Genomic DNA, 16,101 nt, shown 5'->3' on the forward strand with positions numbered 1-16,101 from the left:
TAGAATATTTGTCAGTTTATTATATCAAGATATTACGATTCGATATTTTTTAATGTAGAGTAGGTGATGGCAAAAACTAAAACAATTTCCTTAAAAAAACTTAAACTAGATCTAGAAAATCCTAGAATCTCTAGATCTCTAACTGAAAAAGAGGCTATAAATTTTCTTTGTGATACAGAAAAGATTTTAGAGTTGGCCGAAGATATTGCTGAAAACGGTTTGTCTCCATGTGAAAAGCTCATGGTATTGCAGGATGGAGAAAAGTATATTGTTAAAGAAGGGAATAGGCGGCTTGTTGCACTCAAAATTCTTGATAATCCAAGTCTAGCTCCAAGACATCTAAGCAAAAAGATTAGTGAGTATAGTGAAAACCGTAAAATTCAAATAAATTTTGTAGAATGTGCGATTGCTTCTGACATAGGAGAATCAAATCATTGGATGGTGATAAAGCATCTAGGTCAAAACAATGGAAAAGGTGTGAAACCATGGAATGCTATACAAAAGACACGTTATTTTCCATCAAATAAGAATAGATTTGCGTATCTATTATTTTACCATCTGTTGGAGAATCCTCTTCTACAGTATGATATTACGACCGTGACGCGTTTGATTTCCGGATCAACTTTTTTTGAATACACTGGAATTTATTATAATCAGGAAGAAGATAAACTTATTTTTTCTCACCCATATGAAGAAAATTCTGCACTTGATAATTTTTTGAAACAATTTGTAAAAGATATCCTTGAAAAGAAGGTGCATTCTCGTTCTTGCAATAATGCAAAAGCGATTGCAAAATATTTTGAAACGTTATCTCGGCAATTTGATCTGCATAAGACATTTGTTTATTCTAAAAATGTCCCTAGAAAAGGTAAGAATAAAAAAGAAACAGAGGATTCTAAAGAGCAATATAGCCTATTTCCAAATGATACGAATAAAGATAAAAATTATCAAAAATCGAAAGTATATTTCGGGGTTTATGATGAAGAAATCGCAATTCAGTTAAATAATTTAGATGCTATTGCTATAAAGTATGTTTGTATATATTCCTCAGTAAAAAAATTATCTACTGATTTGGATACACCACTTTTATACATAGCGTTTAGCTGTTTATTCGAAGGGCTGGCAAACCGTTTAGGGCGTAAATCTAATGAATCGTTTGATGAATTTTTGAAAAAAATGTTACCGGAAAAAGTATTTAACACCATACCAAATGTAACAGAAGATAGAACAAACACTGTACGGACTCTGAAGAAAATTAGAGAAAATGCAAATATGGCCAAACACGGTACAATTGCAGCTCCCTTAAATTATCGAGAGATTTCACATCAGATGAAAGTGTTAAAGCCTCTATTGGTGTACTTAATCAAAAAAGTGAATCAAGAATGCATAAAGAACTGAAAGTACTTTAGCTACTGCTGGCCAATACGAATAAAATATGATAACATAATTTTGTTTTACTGTTTGAGGTTTACAGAGATGGTTTATAACTATTCTCCATTAAGGTATCCTGGTGGTAAGGCTGCAATTTACGGAAAAATCAAAGAAATATTTGAGAAAAATGGGTTAAATGGATGCTCTTATCGTGAACCGTTTGCTGGTGGGGGCGGATTAGCTCTAAAGCTTCTTTTAAATAATGATGTAAAAGATATCTATATTAATGATATTGATCCATTCATTTGGAGTTTTTGGCATTGTGTCTTGTACAAGACAGAAGAATTAATAGAAAAAATTGATACAACGACTATTAACTTAGCAGAATGGTACACACAAAAAGAAGTTTCTCCTGAAAATGCAGACGTGCTTAGTGTAGGATTTGCAGCGCTCTTTTTAAATCGAACAAACAGATCAGGAATCATTAAAAATGCTGGTCCTATCGGGGGAAAAGGACAAGTTGGTAATTATAAAATAAACTGTAGATTCAATAAAAAAGATTTAATTAGCCGGATTAGAAACATAAGTATACAAAAAGATAGGATATATTTAACTCGACTAGATGCGCAGGAATTTTTGCGACATTATGGAAAAAATGAAGACGAAAATATTTGCCTTTATATAGATCCTCCGTATTTTAAAAAAGGACAAGGGCTGTATACTTCATTTTATAAAACTAAAGATCACTACGATTTAGAAAATATCATTTCTGAACATGTAAATGTGTTTTGGTTAGTTACTTATGATAACGTAGAAGAGATTAGATCCTTATATAATAAATATCAAAAGTATGAATTTGATATACGGTATTCTCTACAAAATAAAAGACAAACTCAAGAACTAATGATTTTTTCACCGAAAATCAAAATTCCAGAATCTTTAGAGTGGAATAGAATACCAACTTGCAATGTGGCTTAGCTGCTTGCATAAGCAAAATCCATATTCTCAAGTTTTTATAAGTTTAATCACATTTTAATTCTTAAAGGAAAGGTTTGGAGGTTTAGTTTTTTAAAAACCATTGTTTCATATGTGCAAAAATATTATCTAGCGCGTCCATAAGGCGTGCAAAAGCAAGGATCAGCAAAAAAAGAAAAAATACAATCCACTTCATCAGACGCGACATCATCTTCACACTTTGATAGGCAATAATCATTTCTTGAAGCATGGCTTTTTCCGTTTCTGTAAGCTCTGTATCGTCTTTTGTTTTTCTTCTAGCCATGTTTCCATCCACACAAACGTTCACCTAGTGTGTTATGTTTTAAGATCTCTTTTGCTAAGGACAAACTGATGACGTTAACATCTCTTTTGTTTAAATAAGTGGGAACCAACCAATACAAGAAACATACTTATTTGTTTCGCAGCCAACGAGAGAGAGTAGTGCGCACATCAGAATCCCTTTTTTGATTAACTTCATTTTCGACCTCCAGACGTGTTGTTTCTGCCTTTAAAGTTTTTTCTATCTGCTTTTTGCCAAGAGTGAATGCTTTGGCTAAAGCCATAAAAAAAGCGGCTAGAGCCGCACCTGTTAACAGCAGATTTTTTTTCAACCATAACATCATAGGCGGTGCTCCTGAAAGCGTTTGGCGACAAGAAAAATACCAACACCTGCAGCTAAAACCATGATGGTGGCAAAAGTGCCCATTGCACTGGACCATTGCCTACCAATAACCCGCCAAGACCTGAAAAAGAGCCAATGACTGGTGCCAATGCTTCTGCTGCCCCCCCCCACCGCTTTTGATGGACAAGACCTTGCAAGCGTTTATCACCCGCCTTTGGTCCATTTCTGTAGTTCTGCAGGGATTGCTTCATATTCACTATTATTGAGTTTTTTAACAAGGTTGAGTTACAAAAAGCTGTTGTTCCTATACTATAGCAAAAGGAAACCAATGCCGCGAATTGTTCATTCGTTAATGAAACTGTAACAGTGCGTTCAACAGCATTCTCAAATTGTCTTAAATCTTGGCAAAGAAGATCTTCGGCTTGCTTTTCAGTGATTGTCGTGCCCTTGTGAACAAAAGGTTTGCCAGCACTTTTTGTATGTCCATAACCGATTGTCCACACACCGATGGCATCTTTATAAGCATTGAGGCGCAAGCCTTCCCATTGTTTGATGAGAGCAAGCCCTTCTTGTGATATTTTTCGCATAAAGTTCTCCATAAAAAAGCCCACACAAGGTGAGGCTGAGTGAAAATCTAAAAATAAATTTTTTCCATCTTGACAAATATTCGTTTATAAAAAAGCATACATTATCTTTGAAATATGTTACTATCTTACCTCTGATGGCAAAGATTTGATAGCTGATTGGCTGCGAAAGCTGCGTGATGTGCAGGCTGAAACTGCAATTATTCGCCGTCTTAATCGTTTAGAGCAAGGAAACTTTGGTGATTTCAAACCGCTTCGTGATAGTGTATGAACTGCGTATTAATGTTGGTCCCAGTTACCACGTTTATTATGTCCAATCTGGAAAAAACGTATTATTGTTATTATGCAATGTTAGCAAAAAAACACAAGACACTGATATCATTCGCGCATGTGCTTGCTGGTGTGATTAGCAAAACCGTAAAGATTAAAGGAGTGCAAGAATGAAAGACCGTAACCATGATGATACGATGGCAGAAATATTTCATGAAGATCCTGAGTTAGCAGCAGCTACCCTTGAGGCCATCTTAGCAGATGGTGACCAAGGTGAATTACTTATAACACTTCGTCAAATGGCAAAAGCTTATGGTGGTGTTCAAGCTGTCGCCAAAGCAGCCAACTTGAATCCAACACAACTTTACCGGACACTTTCAGAAAAAGGTAATCCAGAGCTCCGCAGTTTAAATGTTTTGCTGCGTACTATGGGATTGCGCTTGGCTGTACAACCTCTGGAACGATCTGTTCCACATGTTTAATCTGAGTTTGCTACTTCCCCACCTTAAAGATGGGGAAGGGGAACGTTTTTACCTTAAGCAACCTTTTTAATAGGCTTGTCTAAATTGGGTTCATAAGCACGCAACAAAGAGTCCATACGATACGGTAATTCTGAATCTCCAAAATCTGTTAGAACTGTTAAGATTTTAAGTATATTTGGGATCTCATCTGGAAGTTTTAAAATCAAAGCTTTTTCTATGACGCTCATAGTATCAACGAGAGCAGTACAATCTTTGTCACTCATATTTTCATGTCTAGAAAATTGAGATAATGCCATCCACAAATCACATAAAAAGTTAGTATCTACCTTCATTGTACACCTCCATGGATTTGTTCTCTTAAACATGCCAATCCTCTCGGGGTTATTTTCGTGGAAGGCAGTATCTTTTCTGTCCCATCTGGTCTTTGAATGGTAATCACAGGGCAATCCATAAAGCCTTTCTTGATTTTATCTTTATAAGGCAACAAAGGCTCCCTTGGAGCACGTCGATACATCCAATCATGTTTACGCAAATAATCGGTCAAATCCTTAGGTCGCACCTCTAACATTTTCGCTGCTTCAATAAGACCAAACAGCCCATCAGAACGCTTTAAGTCTTCCAAAGCCTCTGCTTTTGGAGTTAGTTCTGCAATCACATGATCTTTCTGTGTATGAGTAATCAACTTGTGGTGTTGTTATTTGTGTCAAAAGTCGTTCATATTTGATAAAATATTGACGTGCTTCATGTCCTTTATCATTACGCTCAATCATGGAAAGGTATTTAGCCATGTCCAAGGTAATGTAATATTCTTTTACCTTTCCACCGCTTACTAAATTTTTAGTAAGCGTTATAAAGTTTATATTTTCCTAAAACTTACATTCTTTAATACGATTTTTAATCCAGTCATTAAAGCGGGCTTTTATCTCTAAAAACGTATGTAATTCACGTGCATTAACAGCTTAAACAGTTTTCTAATCAATAACTTGTTCTGTAATTTTCATAAGAGTGTTTATTGTGAATATCATAGATATTAGAGGCTTTCATTGATACCTTTAAACGGCATCTCGCTTGCCGTTACACTCTCCCCATAAAGGCACTGCATAGCATAACTACACTCGATGAGGTTATTACACACTTGTCACATATAATGAGTCAAAGTCTTTGCAATGCACAGAGAATTGATTATTTATACTCCCGTCATAACGTCAAGAAGTAATACTACTTATTTTCTAAAAATAATAAGCACATCTTTACTTTATTTGTCGACTCACTTCAGATCTATTAACTTTCTTTTTTATTTATAGCGAAGGGGAAAATAATGCTCGACATACTTGATGCAATTGCAATGATCGTATGTTTATTGTCGTTATCGATGATGGTTGTCGGACTTGTTTTAGTGTGTATAAAAAAATGTCGTAAAAACGGATTGAAAACCCTTGGCATTGGAGTTTTATTATTTTTAGGATTTGCAATATTAGGTGTGTTTTTTTTTGACAAAATCGAATCAGATCAAGTTGCATACAATAATGAATTTTTTTCCCCGTCCTCGACTTTATTAATAGATATTGCTACTCAAAATGAGAGCGTGACACAGGCAATACTTGAGAATCTTGATAAGAAAAGTATCTATGTTCAAGACAAAAAGTCAGACGAAAGTGATGCTCTAGATTTTTGGAGATGGTTCAGATTAATTTTCTTTGCATTTATTGCATTGTCTATTTTTGTTCATTGGCGAGATAAACGCAAAAAACGTTTTAAAGAAAAAGTTTCAGAACAGGTTTTAATGCCTCCCCCCCATATCCATCTTTCTTCTGATTTATCAGTTATTAATAAAATGTCACCGGAACTTAAAAAAAAACGGTTGGAAAAGAGGATAAAGATCTTTCTCCTTTGTACACTACTGATTGGAGTCATTGTCGTAATAATAAGTATTACACTCTGGTTATTAGTCCCAATGCTTATCGTTTTAGCTTTGATTATCCCTGTCTATATTGCAAGTAAAAAGGAAAAACGCTTTGAAGAAGAAGTTGCTTTGTGGCAATCAGATATTCCTCCCTCTAATTTTGAGCAAGCATGTGAAATGTTTCAAGAACTTGACGCAAGTGAATATGATTATCGTTTAGCACAAAATGAAAAACTATTGGGAGTCCAAGAACGCGTTACCTTCAATATTGGCGAAAATACTTCGCTTTTAGGACGTCTTTTAGTAACAAATCAAGCTATTGTATTTGAAAGCCCTGAAGATAATGAAAGGACTACTTGGGCAAGAATTGCATCAGTATCTATAACATATCAAGGATGTCACATCAGTCATCGTACTGGTGCACCATGGAATTACAGATTTAGGGCTATTCCAAATCCAAGGTTTGCAGCAATAATCCGAGCTCTTGGGCAGCCTTATTGATTTTTAAACACACAAGATAAAGATACGTCCATTTTTTATCTCTCGCAAGATGAGCTTATACATACCGGATTCAGAGGCTTGTACCTCTGTGATCACGAAGTGCTCTTGAGAGGTATCTTCAGGAGAAATAATCACAACGCAATCTTGAGGCTTTGGGGGTAAGCCGCCGATATCATGGATACAAACATAAGTTCTTTTCGAGGTACTGTTGTGGGAATTCTCCCGCCAGCATCTGATTCTGAATGTTTAATGGTGTAAATCGCTGTAATCCGAAACGATTGTTGATTGTCCTTTCGCGTGTAGATGACGGGTTGCCCAAAGGTGTTACGTACATCTTGAATCATTTTATGAAGCAACCCGTGCCATCGCATGTTATTTTCCTCCACTGACCGCTTTAAAGAGCATTTCAGGGCGTGTGCAGATGTAAAGCGGATAGCTGTAGACCTCCGGTTTTACCCATGCATTACGGTCGTGGTCAACGATCAACATGGTGTAGAGAGGTCTTCCAACCGTGTTGGCAAAATCCAAGCTTTCTCCCGGTGCAAAGGTTTTTTGGAATACGCCAGGCGCATCAACAGGAAAGAATTGGCATTCATCAGGCTTAATCCCTATGGCGCGTTTTGTCCCAGCTTTTGCACTCACATTATAGTTATGAATACTCCGGTAATTAATGAAAGTAATACCCGCAAAATCAAAACTCCCAAAGCTCCCAGAAACCAATGGCACTTGGTGTTGCAACCCCTCCGGCACTATTGAGTGTTTGTGCAAGAGCTGTGTTGAGATAAGTTTCACGAATTGTTTTATGGTTTTTCAACTTGGAAAAGAATTCATTTCCACAAAGCCCAATAATGCGTGAACGATCAGAAAACGCCCCCTTTGAAGCTTCAATCATTCTCATGATGACTTGATCAACATTGTCAGCAACATTTGTTGTTTCAACATTGAGTTTAAAGTCAATGGGCTTTGGGGGTGTAATTTCCCATTCCTTGTACCAATCAACAATGACAGAGCCATCGGCATCAAGCACAACACCTTGGACAGCGCCAAGTTGCATATTTCCCCATGTCAATTTGATTTCAGAAATCAGTTTCTTTTGTTTTCTGGCAATATATTTCATTGCTGTCTCTAACTGATCTTCTGTACCAAATTCACGCCGGTTCTGGATTTCCTCTGATTTCACCGTATCACTTTTGGCAATCCGTGTTGTTTTGAAAAACCTTAGATTACGACCCTCTCTATCTCCTTCAACCAAAGGGGCACCACGTTCACTGGTCTGAATCAAGGACAATGTATTGTCACGTCTTTCAATGCCAACCACTGTGGTGCTTGTTTCCACTTCTTCAAAGAGATTAAGAGAGCTAATGAGCCCCGGTTGAAACTCATAGTTTTCAATCGCTTTCATCATAGTCGTGGCGGAGAAAGCATCGTGTTTAAAAAAATTCATATCCATGTGCGCATTCTCCTATCGCAACAGTATTTTGTTATTGTCTTCTAAAGACTGAATGGCAGCATTTTTCTGTTCATCCGTGATGGCATCTGGCCATAAGAGTTCAGAAGCCTTTACGGTACTCAAGCGCGCCGTAATGACGGCGCGTTGATCTGCTTCTGTTGCATCAACAGTGGCATAAGAAATCCCTGCTGGCGTTTGACTGCCATCTGATAGCGCTGGATTAAGGGGAACATATTTTCCCGTTGCTGTTACTTTTCCCATAACAGTGCCGGCTTCAACAAATGCCCCTGACGCAAAAATCACTTCTTCATTGGACATATCCGTATCATAGCGTCCAAGATAAGCGCCATTGCGAACATCTTCATAGAAAACTTGATTATTCATTTTATTGCCCTCCAAGCTGCTTCCCATTTTGTATGAATTTTTGCCTTGCTTGCCCCATCACTATGGGGTGCTGTGGTCGATAGTTTTAAAGAGGAACTTTTCGAGACAGCAGCTGCTAGAACAGCGTTTTTAGCTTTCTCAACATTCATGCCGCTTTGAATTGCTTTTGCTGCATCAAAAGAAACGCCTAAACGCTTTGCTTGCTTTTCAAGGTTTGTCAGTGCCTGTGCGCGTCTTCTTTCCTTTTCAAGAGCTGCTTTTATGGTTTCTTGCTTATCTTCGTTGTCTTCCTCTTCTTCTTCATCGTTGAAGTCTTCGGCATCTTCGTCAATGTCGAGAGTGTCTTCTTCGTCTTCATGGATGACGTCGACAATCTTTTCGTCATCGTCTTCTTCAGCGCGGTATTGTGTGCGTGCCATGTGTTTTGTCCTTCTTTTGTTGTTGATGTTGGGTTTTGTGATATGGAATCCGTTAAGGCTTCCAAAGCTTGCGCAAGGGTGCCTTGCACATCTGCTAATCCAAGCGTGATCGCTTGGGTGCCTATAAAAGTTTCTGCTTTGGTGTCGCGGATTGCAGCCGCATTAAGAGGTCTGTTTTGCGCAACCAAATCGACAAACATCTCGTAGAGCAGGGCACAATCTGCTTGTATTTTTATCTGTGCTTCATCGGCGAGTGGTTCGTGAGAATTTCCATGAACTTTGTGATCTCCTTCAAAGATAAAAGTCCATTTAAGCCCATGTTTTTCATCTGCACGGGACTGGTCAAGGTGCGCACAAACAACCCCAATGGAGCCCACAACACTCGTGCGTGCAACCCAGATTTGAGAAGCAGAACAAGCAATGGCATAAGCTGCCGAACAAGCAACCTCATTGGCATGTGCCCAAATGGGTTTGTTATATTTTTGTGAGAGTGCTTGAAACTCTTCCACAAGATCAAACACACCACCAGCTTCTCCACCGCTACTGTCAATATCCAGCAATATCGCGCGAACATCAGGTTGCCTAATCGCTTCACGAAAAGAAGCGCTCAAACCTTCATAAGAGGTTAATCCCGATAAAGCCCCAAGCCATGCACCACGGCGCACAAGCGTGCCGTGAACTGGTATTATGGCAATATTGTTTTGTACTACATAAGTTTCAGGGGGTCTGAAAGCTTCCGTATCCCCTTGCGCAAAAGCCTTAAGGGCAAACTTTTCTCCTGCAAAAAGCCGTGGTGCAAGAGCATTCAAAATGATATCAAGCTTTGTCGATGCAAGCATATGAGGAACACCAAAAAGCCGTGATACCAAAAACGGCATGTCGAGATTATTCACCATTTGCCTGCGCCTCGCTGCCTTGGTTACTTTCATAAGTGTCAGAAGTCTCTGAATCTGCGGGATCAATTACTTGATTGCTACCAGCCGGTGCCGCCATATCTGTATCAAAAGATAAGCCGCGTTTGCGCGCATCTGTATGCTCTTCCTCAAGTTCGGCATGAATGCTGTCGATATCAAAGCCGCGTTCGGCCAGTGCCATGCGTCGTGTTTTCAAGCCAGCACGAATTTCTTCTTTTTCTGCCGAGATATCCTTGATGGGATCAATCATTTCAAGGGGTGGTGCAAAGCTTTCACATTGAAGCCATGGCAAGGAATTTTCTTCCCATCCTGGTAAATTCACGCATCTGCCAAGCACTGCCATTTCGACAAAACGTGCCCAAATAATGCGGTTAAACTGAAAAGCAATGATATGTTCACGCCATTGTTTAACATGGCGTCTAAATTGAATGATGGAGGTTCGCACATTGGAAAAATTCCCCCGTGTAACATCCCCTGTCACAACGGCATAAGGCATATTGAGAGCAGAACAAATTTTCAAGATATTGCGAAATTGAAAAGCCTCATAAGAGCCACCAACCTCAACAGGATTTGAGAATGTAATTTGTTTTTCACCATCGACCACGTTAACCGAGCCAGGGTAAATTGGATGCTCTTCGGGGATCTCTTCAATCTTCTTTTCCAGCTTCTGTTCAATTTTCGTTTTTTCACGATTCTCCTCTAACTCTGCCTCATGAGATTCCTTGCCTGTAATAAACACTGCAAAAAGAGCCGCTGTTTTTTTTCGTTCAAGTTCTGCATCATCATAGGATTCGAGTTGAAAGATTTTTGTCATAGAGCGCGTTATTTTGGGAGAACCACGCAATTGTCCGGCAATACGGCGCTCTTTGATATGAATGACCATTTCAGCAGGCACACGTATGCGTTCTTGACTCTCAAAGATTGTGTTGGAAGGGCAATCATCATAAGGGTGATGTTTCCAAAAATGATAAGCAACACGCTTACCACTGGCATCGAATTCAATTCCCATACGAATGTAATTGCCTTCAATCTCAGCCGGTCCATTGTAGGAAAGGTCCAACATTTCAGTAGGATAAACTTGCAACTGAAGAGGCACACCAGAGCGTCCGTAGAGATCAACATAATGCAATCTTACAAAGCATTCACCAGTTAAAAAGACTTCTCGCGCAATGGTTGCTTGCAGACCATAAAAGCTGGCATCTTCATCATAATCGGCTTCATCAACCCATTGCCACCATAAGTCTAAAAGCTTTTTCTTTTCTTCTTGAAAACCTTCAATACGAGGATAAGGTTTAATCCCATCACTAACAGCCGCGGAGATCTATTCTTCTGTTGCAGACCCATAAAGAGCTTCATTGTCATAAAGCCATCTTGAACGGGCAACAATGGTATCACCGCATTCCTCAATGGCTTTATTGATATGTTGTTTTGCGGGGTCAAAACCACCCATACGGCGGCTTTTGCTTGCCGCTTCAAAATGGGGATTGTGTTGACGAGAAATTGTAAAAAAGCCCGTAAGTTTATTGATAAAGCCAGCCATTAATAGCCTCGTGATATATTAAAATAGAAAACGCGTGAACGCTTGCGTCCTTCAAGGTTGGCTATTTGTGTGTTCAGCATCTCAAGCGCTCTGCGCAGTTCCTCAACAGAACGGTTGCTTACTTGCTTATCGCCATGGCGCACCGATTGCGCACCCGAATAAAGAGCCTCTTCAATTTGTTCACGCCGCCTTTTTAAACTTTCCAGTCTCGAAAATTTTCTGTTAATTGGTCCTAAAGTTTCATCCACAAATTACCTCCAATCCCCTCGCATATAAGGATTCATCATTGTTCTGAATGGCTTCTTTTGAGGCTGTGCTGTCTAAGATCTTCTTGGAGAAGGAGAGGGCACATGTTCTGATGTTGGCTGTTCTAAAGAGCACTCAACTTTAAGTTTTTCCAAACGCTCTTCTAAGATATCGACTTCTCGATTAAGGTTTATTCCTGCCGAAATCAGACCTTGTAAAGCCGCATAAGCGTAGACCCTACAGTCCAAGGCTTCATTCCTTGCCTTTTCACTTTTTTGCCATTCGATACGCTTAAAGCCTTTAAAATATTTAATCACTTTTCTTTCAGCGGTCAGTTGGTCAAAATATTCCCGATCAAGGCTTTTGTGAAAGTGTGTTGCACCAGCCCCTGTTGCTTCGGGACCCGATTTTTTAAACCGCGCTGTAATGATATCTTTCGCCGCATCAACCCCAACAATATAAAGATTAATCTGTCCTTTGTTGTTTCTGCTTGGGCGGCGTGGCCATACCGCGCGCCAGCCAGCTTGTCCCTTAATGCCCCAGATACGCCGTCCTTCACGGGGGCGCACATAATTATAAACAGCCTGTGTGTGTCCACCACCGGTATCAATGCAAGCCGCCGTTATCCTAATACCCTCTTTATAGCCTGGATGTGGCCAGCGTTTTGCAAGATATTCATCCAATTGGTCCCACACTTCAAAAGAAGAGGGATCACCAGGGATAACTTGATAATCAATATGCCAACTTTCTTCGCTGCGTCCCCATCCCACTACTTCAAGCTCTAAACGGTCATTTTGCACATCAATACCCGCTGTCAACACGACAGCTTGTTCTGGTGCAAGGGGATATTCTTCGCGTTTTGCATAGAGGCTGTCTGGATCAACAACCTCACCTGTTCTGTCCTCCCATGGCTCTCCAAGCACTGTATTGACAAAAGGCTGTAGAAGCGCTGGATTATCCTTGGCATTTAAAAATTCGCGTGCACATTCCCCCCATGTAAGCCAAGGAGAATAAAGTGCCGAAATATGATAAGAGCGCAAATTGGGTCTGCTTGACTCACTCGTTGGAACCCAACATGCGCCTCTTTCTTCACACATCAAATCCGTTTTTCGGTGTTCGGCATGCTCATGACCACAATGGGCACAAACAAAAACAGCTTTTTCCGGAGCACCTTTTGGCCATTTAATTTGTGACCAAACAATAGGTTGGAGTACACCACACGCATCACAAGGGACATTGTAATATCGCTGGTCTCCTAGCACAAAATCCTTGGCAATACGGCTTGTGTCACGGTGGGTCGGGGTGGACAATTTAAAGATCTTTCGTTGTACAAAGGTCGAGGTACGCTTTTCTGCAATCATCACCGGATCACCTTCGTTATCAACACTGAGAGGATAACCATCAACCTCATCCAAAATCAGATAACGAATAGGCATAGAGCGCAAACCAGCTGCACTATTGGCTCCTGTCAGCATCAGTGCTCCACCATCAAACTCTTTCGAAAACATGGTATTGCCGCTGTCACGCGCACGGGCAGGGGCGATGCGTTCACTTAAAACTGGACTTGCCATAATCATGGGATCAAGCCGCGTCTTTGAAAGCTTTTTGGCTGTCTCAACGGTTGGCATGACATAAAGGGCAGGTCCTGGACTATAATGAATAGCATAACCGCAGAAATTCAGTCCTGCCTCTGACATGCCAACCTGCGCGCCTTTCATGACAATAGTTGTTTCAATCGGTTTGTGAGAGGAAAGGTTATCCATGATTTCGCGCAAATAGGGGGTGCGTTTTGTTCTCCATAATCCAGGTTCAGCACTTGCTACGGTGCTAAGGTATCTATTCTTATCCGCCCATTGAGAAACCGTATACGGTGGGTCCGGTTGTCTTGCATCATTGGCATGGGAGAAAAATTCTTCGACTGCATTGTCATCCATTATTCGTTTCTTGCAAGTTCTCTAACTCTGGAGGTTGATGATCATGATAAGGAACCGGAATATGAACAGCTTCAAGCAAAGCTTTTCTCATATAATAATCGATAGCACCGATAAGGCTTGCGGCATCACACCCAACTTGTGCGGCAATACTTGCTCCAAAACGATGAGGGAAATTCAACATGGCATCACGGTGAGCTCTTCCAAACTCACGCGCTGCTCTCTTTACTTCTTCACGGTCAACGGTTGTTTCGCGTAAGCGTTCAAGAGCAATCTTCTCGCTTTCAAGGGCAACTTGCATTCGCTCCAGTTTAATCTTGTATTCATTAGCACCCTCTGTAGAGATTTGTTTGATCTTTGTGCGCGCTTGACCATCCGGTGCTAAAAATGGTGCAGGGCGCTTTGTTGGATTCTCATTCCAGATAGCTGTTGCAAGCGCTTCATTAACAGAACCATCTTCAAAAAGAGCTGTGTCAAATTTACCTGTTTTAAAACGCGAAACCACCGCATTATGTGAAACACCCATCTTCTTCGCAAACGCACGAACCGATATCCCATCACGATGCTTCTTATTCATTGCCATCTCTTTTACTAAATATTTTTCAACATTCATTCTTTTCTTTAGATTGGTATCATGCTATGATACATAAAAGAGTGAATGAAGGTGATTTGGTGATTGAATCTTTTGCGGATAAGCGTTGTAAAAATCTTTTAGAAGGTAATCCGCTTAAAGGTTTTCCAACAACTCTAGTACGTATAGCCCAAAGAAAATTGTTTATGCTCGATAAAGCGGTTGACCTTAAAGATTTACGCAGTCCTCCAGGAAATCGTTTAGAAGCATTGAAAGGAGAGCGTAAAGGTCAATATTCTATTCGTATTAATGACCAGTTTCGTATTTGTTTTGAATGGCGCTCTAATGGCGCCTATAAAGTTGAAATCGTAGATTATCATTGATCTGTAGGAGGTCGAGATGAAAGATTATATTGCTATTCATCCCGGAGAAATTTTACGAGAGGAATATTTAAAAGAATATGCTCTCTCTGCTTATGCCCTTGCAAAAGCATTAAATGTTCCACGCACGAGAATAGAACGTATTGTTGCAGAAAATAGTCCGGTGACTCCCGATACTGCTCTCAGATTAGCCTATTTTTTTGATACTACTGCTGAATTTTGGCTCAACATGCAAGCTGCTTATGACGTTAGTATATTACAAGCTGAAAAAGCAGACGAATTTGCCAAAATCAATAAATTTGAATGTAGGGTTTAATGATCTTTCCACTCATGAAGTTTTAAGACGTAACAAGATAATTGATGATCCGGTATAATCGGGTGTATATTCCGGTATGCAAACGGATACGCTCCAAGTCACACGAGAATTATTGGTTTTCAAAAAAAACTTTAAAATAAGATGTGGCTACACAAAAGAAGATTTGGAAGCCGTGGATTCTCCACCATTGACAGATGAAGAACTTGTAGGTCTAAAGCCAGCTAAAGATGTTTTACCACCCTCCTTCTTTAAATATGTAACAAAAGAACGCCGTAAACGTGGGTGAAAGTCTTAAAAAAGAAAGCGGTTGCTAAACAAAACTACCTTTCCACTCTAAAAAACAATGCTTTACAGTTGAAATTGAACTTCAATTGTATTACATTGAAATACAATTAAGAGAGGAGAAATCATTATGGCTACCAGTCGCATGGTTCAAGCACGTGTACCGGAAGAGATTCAAAATGTTGCTAGTCAAGTTATTCAAGCCTCTGGTTTGTCAGTAAGTGATGTTGTAAGGGTTTTGATGACACGTATTGCGCAAGATAAAGCTATTCCTTCTTTTTTATTTCAACCCAATGCAGAAACCATAGCGGCTTTTGCCGAACTTGATGAAGGCAATTTAAAAAAGTTTCATTCCGTAGACGAATTATTTGATGATCTCTATGCGGACGATTGAACGTACCACCATTTTCAAACGGGATTTCAAGCGTGAGATGAAAGGACGACATCGGCATCTTTTAGATACTGATTTACGCACAGTCATTGCAGCATTAGCGAATGATCAACCTTTAGAATTTCGGTATCGTGATCATGCACTGACTGGAAGTTGGAGCAATTACCGAGATTATCATATTCGACCCGATCTAGTGTTGATTTACCGCTTTGTCGATCAAGACCGATTGGTTTTGGTGCGTCTTGGCTCTCATTCACAACTTGATCTTTAAATCACCTCCCCACCTTTGAAGTGGGGAAGGGGAATGTTTTTCACTTAGGCAACCTTTTTAATAGGGTTCTCGAAATTTGGTTCGTAAGCACGCAACAAAGAATCCATGCTATGCGGTAACTCTGAATCTCCAAAATCAGTGAGAACTGTTAAAATTTTAAGTATATTTGGCATCTCATCTTGAAGTTTTAAAATCAAAGCTTTTTCTATCGCATCCATAGTCTCAATAAGAGTATTAAAAGCCTTGTCTTCAATATCATCACGATCAGAAAATTGAT

The 16,101-nt window shown here is 39.7% G+C and carries 18 protein-coding genes and 8 pseudogenes; 10 read left to right on the forward strand and 16 right to left on the reverse strand.

Annotated features, from left to right (window positions below):
* Positions 1-66 precede the first annotated feature (66 nt).
* Both PVV70_RS09170 and PVV70_RS09175 read left to right on the forward strand, forming a co-directional pair.
* Positions 67-1,398: a ParB/Srx family N-terminal domain-containing protein gene (locus PVV70_RS09170; RefSeq protein WP_273758941.1), complete on the forward strand. Its 1,332-nt coding sequence runs from the start codon at positions 67-69 to the stop codon at positions 1,396-1,398.
* Positions 1,399-1,476: 78 nt separating this feature from the next.
* Positions 1,477-2,349: a DNA adenine methylase gene (locus tag PVV70_RS09175; protein WP_273758942.1), complete on the forward strand. Its 873-nt coding sequence runs from the start codon at positions 1,477-1,479 to the stop codon at positions 2,347-2,349.
* 82 nt (positions 2,350-2,431) lie between these two features.
* Here PVV70_RS09175 and PVV70_RS09180 read toward each other — a convergent pair whose 3' ends face one another.
* From PVV70_RS09180 to PVV70_RS09195, 4 genes and pseudogenes are all read right to left on the reverse strand, one after another.
* Positions 2,432-2,650, reverse strand: a complete 219-nt coding sequence (locus PVV70_RS09180) for a hypothetical protein (RefSeq protein ID WP_273758943.1) — start codon at positions 2,648-2,650, stop codon at positions 2,432-2,434.
* Positions 2,651-2,777: 127 nt separating this feature from the next.
* The gene (locus PVV70_RS09190; RefSeq protein ID WP_273758944.1) at positions 2,778-2,990 is read right to left on the reverse strand and encodes a hypothetical protein; all 213 of its coding nucleotides are present in this window, start codon (positions 2,988-2,990) and stop codon (positions 2,778-2,780) included.
* Positions 2,987-3,147, reverse strand: a pseudogene (locus tag PVV70_RS09840) (lysozyme); the annotation flags it as partial. The pseudogene PVV70_RS09840 and the gene PVV70_RS09190, both read right to left, overlap by 4 nt.
* Before the next feature lie 75 nt (positions 3,148-3,222).
* Positions 3,223-3,588 (reverse strand): annotated as a pseudogene (locus PVV70_RS09195) (lysozyme); the annotation flags it as partial.
* Positions 3,589-3,679: 91 nt separating this feature from the next.
* On the opposite strand from PVV70_RS09195, the pseudogene PVV70_RS09200 reads away from it, so the two are divergent.
* A pseudogene (locus PVV70_RS09200) lies at positions 3,680-3,983 on the forward strand (type II toxin-antitoxin system RelE/ParE family toxin).
* 30 nt (positions 3,984-4,013) lie between these two features.
* The gene (locus PVV70_RS09205; protein WP_273758946.1) at positions 4,014-4,325 is read left to right on the forward strand and encodes a DNA-binding protein; all 312 of its coding nucleotides are present in this window, start codon (positions 4,014-4,016) and stop codon (positions 4,323-4,325) included.
* Positions 4,326-4,378: 53 nt separating this feature from the next.
* On the opposite strand, the gene PVV70_RS09210 is transcribed toward PVV70_RS09205, so the two are convergent.
* Together PVV70_RS09210 and PVV70_RS09215 are read right to left on the reverse strand one after the other, a co-directional pair.
* Positions 4,379-4,657 (reverse strand): hypothetical protein, encoded by a 279-nt coding sequence (locus PVV70_RS09210; protein ID WP_273758947.1) that lies wholly within the window; start codon positions 4,655-4,657, stop codon positions 4,379-4,381.
* A pseudogene (locus PVV70_RS09215) lies at positions 4,654-5,338 on the reverse strand (antA/AntB antirepressor family protein). Before PVV70_RS09215 ends, PVV70_RS09210 begins: the two are co-directional and overlap by 4 nt.
* A gap of 305 nt (positions 5,339-5,643) precedes the next feature.
* On the opposite strand from PVV70_RS09215, the gene PVV70_RS09220 reads away from it, so the two are divergent.
* On the forward strand, positions 5,644-6,729 hold the full coding sequence (locus tag PVV70_RS09220) for a hypothetical protein (protein WP_273758948.1): 1,086 nt from the start codon (positions 5,644-5,646) through the stop codon (positions 6,727-6,729).
* A gap of 3 nt (positions 6,730-6,732) precedes the next feature.
* On the opposite strand, the pseudogene PVV70_RS09225 reads toward PVV70_RS09220, so the two are convergent.
* The 9 genes and pseudogenes from PVV70_RS09225 to PVV70_RS09265 form a co-directional block, all read right to left on the reverse strand.
* Positions 6,733-7,100, reverse strand: a pseudogene (locus tag PVV70_RS09225) (hypothetical protein).
* A 1-nt stretch (position 7,101) separates the two neighbouring features.
* Positions 7,102-8,179 (reverse strand): annotated as a pseudogene (locus tag PVV70_RS09230) (major capsid protein).
* A 12-nt stretch (positions 8,180-8,191) separates the two neighbouring features.
* Positions 8,192-8,563, reverse strand: coding sequence for a head decoration protein (locus PVV70_RS09235; protein WP_273758949.1), 372 nt, complete (start codon positions 8,561-8,563; stop codon positions 8,192-8,194).
* Entirely contained in the window at positions 8,560-8,937 is a 378-nt protein-coding gene (locus tag PVV70_RS09755; protein ID WP_273758956.1) for a hypothetical protein, read from the reverse strand. Before PVV70_RS09755 ends, PVV70_RS09235 begins: the two co-directional genes overlap by 4 nt.
* A complete protein-coding gene (locus tag PVV70_RS09245) occupies positions 8,823-9,878 on the reverse strand; it encodes a S49 family peptidase (RefSeq protein ID WP_273758950.1) in 1,056 nt (351 codons plus the stop codon). The genes PVV70_RS09755 and PVV70_RS09245 overlap by 115 nt, the downstream gene beginning before the upstream one ends.
* Positions 9,868-11,436 (reverse strand): annotated as a pseudogene (locus PVV70_RS09250) (phage portal protein). Before PVV70_RS09250 ends, PVV70_RS09245 begins: the two are co-directional and overlap by 11 nt.
* Entirely contained in the window at positions 11,436-11,684 is a 249-nt protein-coding gene (locus tag PVV70_RS09255; protein ID WP_273758951.1) for a phage head-tail joining protein, read from the reverse strand. The pseudogene PVV70_RS09250 and the gene PVV70_RS09255 overlap by 1 nt, the downstream one beginning before the upstream one ends.
* Positions 11,685-11,687: 3 nt before the next feature.
* Positions 11,688-13,616 (reverse strand): annotated as a pseudogene (locus PVV70_RS09260) (phage terminase large subunit family protein).
* Positions 13,609-14,190, reverse strand: a complete 582-nt coding sequence (locus PVV70_RS09265; RefSeq protein ID WP_273758957.1) for a hypothetical protein — start codon at positions 14,188-14,190, stop codon at positions 13,609-13,611. The pseudogene PVV70_RS09260 and the gene PVV70_RS09265 overlap by 8 nt, the downstream one beginning before the upstream one ends.
* A gap of 62 nt (positions 14,191-14,252) precedes the next feature.
* On the opposite strand from PVV70_RS09265, the gene PVV70_RS09270 reads away from it, so the two are divergent.
* From PVV70_RS09270 to PVV70_RS09290, 5 genes are all read left to right on the forward strand, one after another.
* Positions 14,253-14,567 (forward strand): type II toxin-antitoxin system RelE/ParE family toxin, encoded by a 315-nt coding sequence (locus tag PVV70_RS09270; protein ID WP_273758952.1) that lies wholly within the window; start codon positions 14,253-14,255, stop codon positions 14,565-14,567.
* Positions 14,568-14,583: 16 nt separating this feature from the next.
* Positions 14,584-14,880, forward strand: coding sequence for a HigA family addiction module antitoxin (locus PVV70_RS09275; protein WP_273758953.1), 297 nt, complete (start codon positions 14,584-14,586; stop codon positions 14,878-14,880).
* 76 nt (positions 14,881-14,956) lie between these two features.
* Entirely contained in the window at positions 14,957-15,166 is a 210-nt protein-coding gene (locus PVV70_RS09280; RefSeq protein ID WP_273758958.1) for a hypothetical protein, read from the forward strand.
* 126 nt (positions 15,167-15,292) lie between these two features.
* Complete coding sequence (locus PVV70_RS09285) at positions 15,293-15,556, forward strand: type II toxin-antitoxin system RelB/DinJ family antitoxin (protein ID WP_039757918.1); 264 nt, start codon at positions 15,293-15,295, stop codon at positions 15,554-15,556.
* Positions 15,543-15,824, forward strand: a complete 282-nt coding sequence (locus tag PVV70_RS09290; protein ID WP_273758954.1) for a type II toxin-antitoxin system YafQ family toxin — start codon at positions 15,543-15,545, stop codon at positions 15,822-15,824. The genes PVV70_RS09285 and PVV70_RS09290 overlap by 14 nt, the downstream gene beginning before the upstream one ends.
* A gap of 44 nt (positions 15,825-15,868) precedes the next feature.
* On the opposite strand, the gene PVV70_RS09295 is transcribed toward PVV70_RS09290, so the two are convergent.
* Positions 15,869-16,101 (reverse strand): hypothetical protein (locus tag PVV70_RS09295; RefSeq protein ID WP_273758955.1); only part of this gene is annotated, 233 nt, incomplete at its 5' end.

Source organism: Bartonella sp. AU55XJBT (assembly GCF_028618525.1).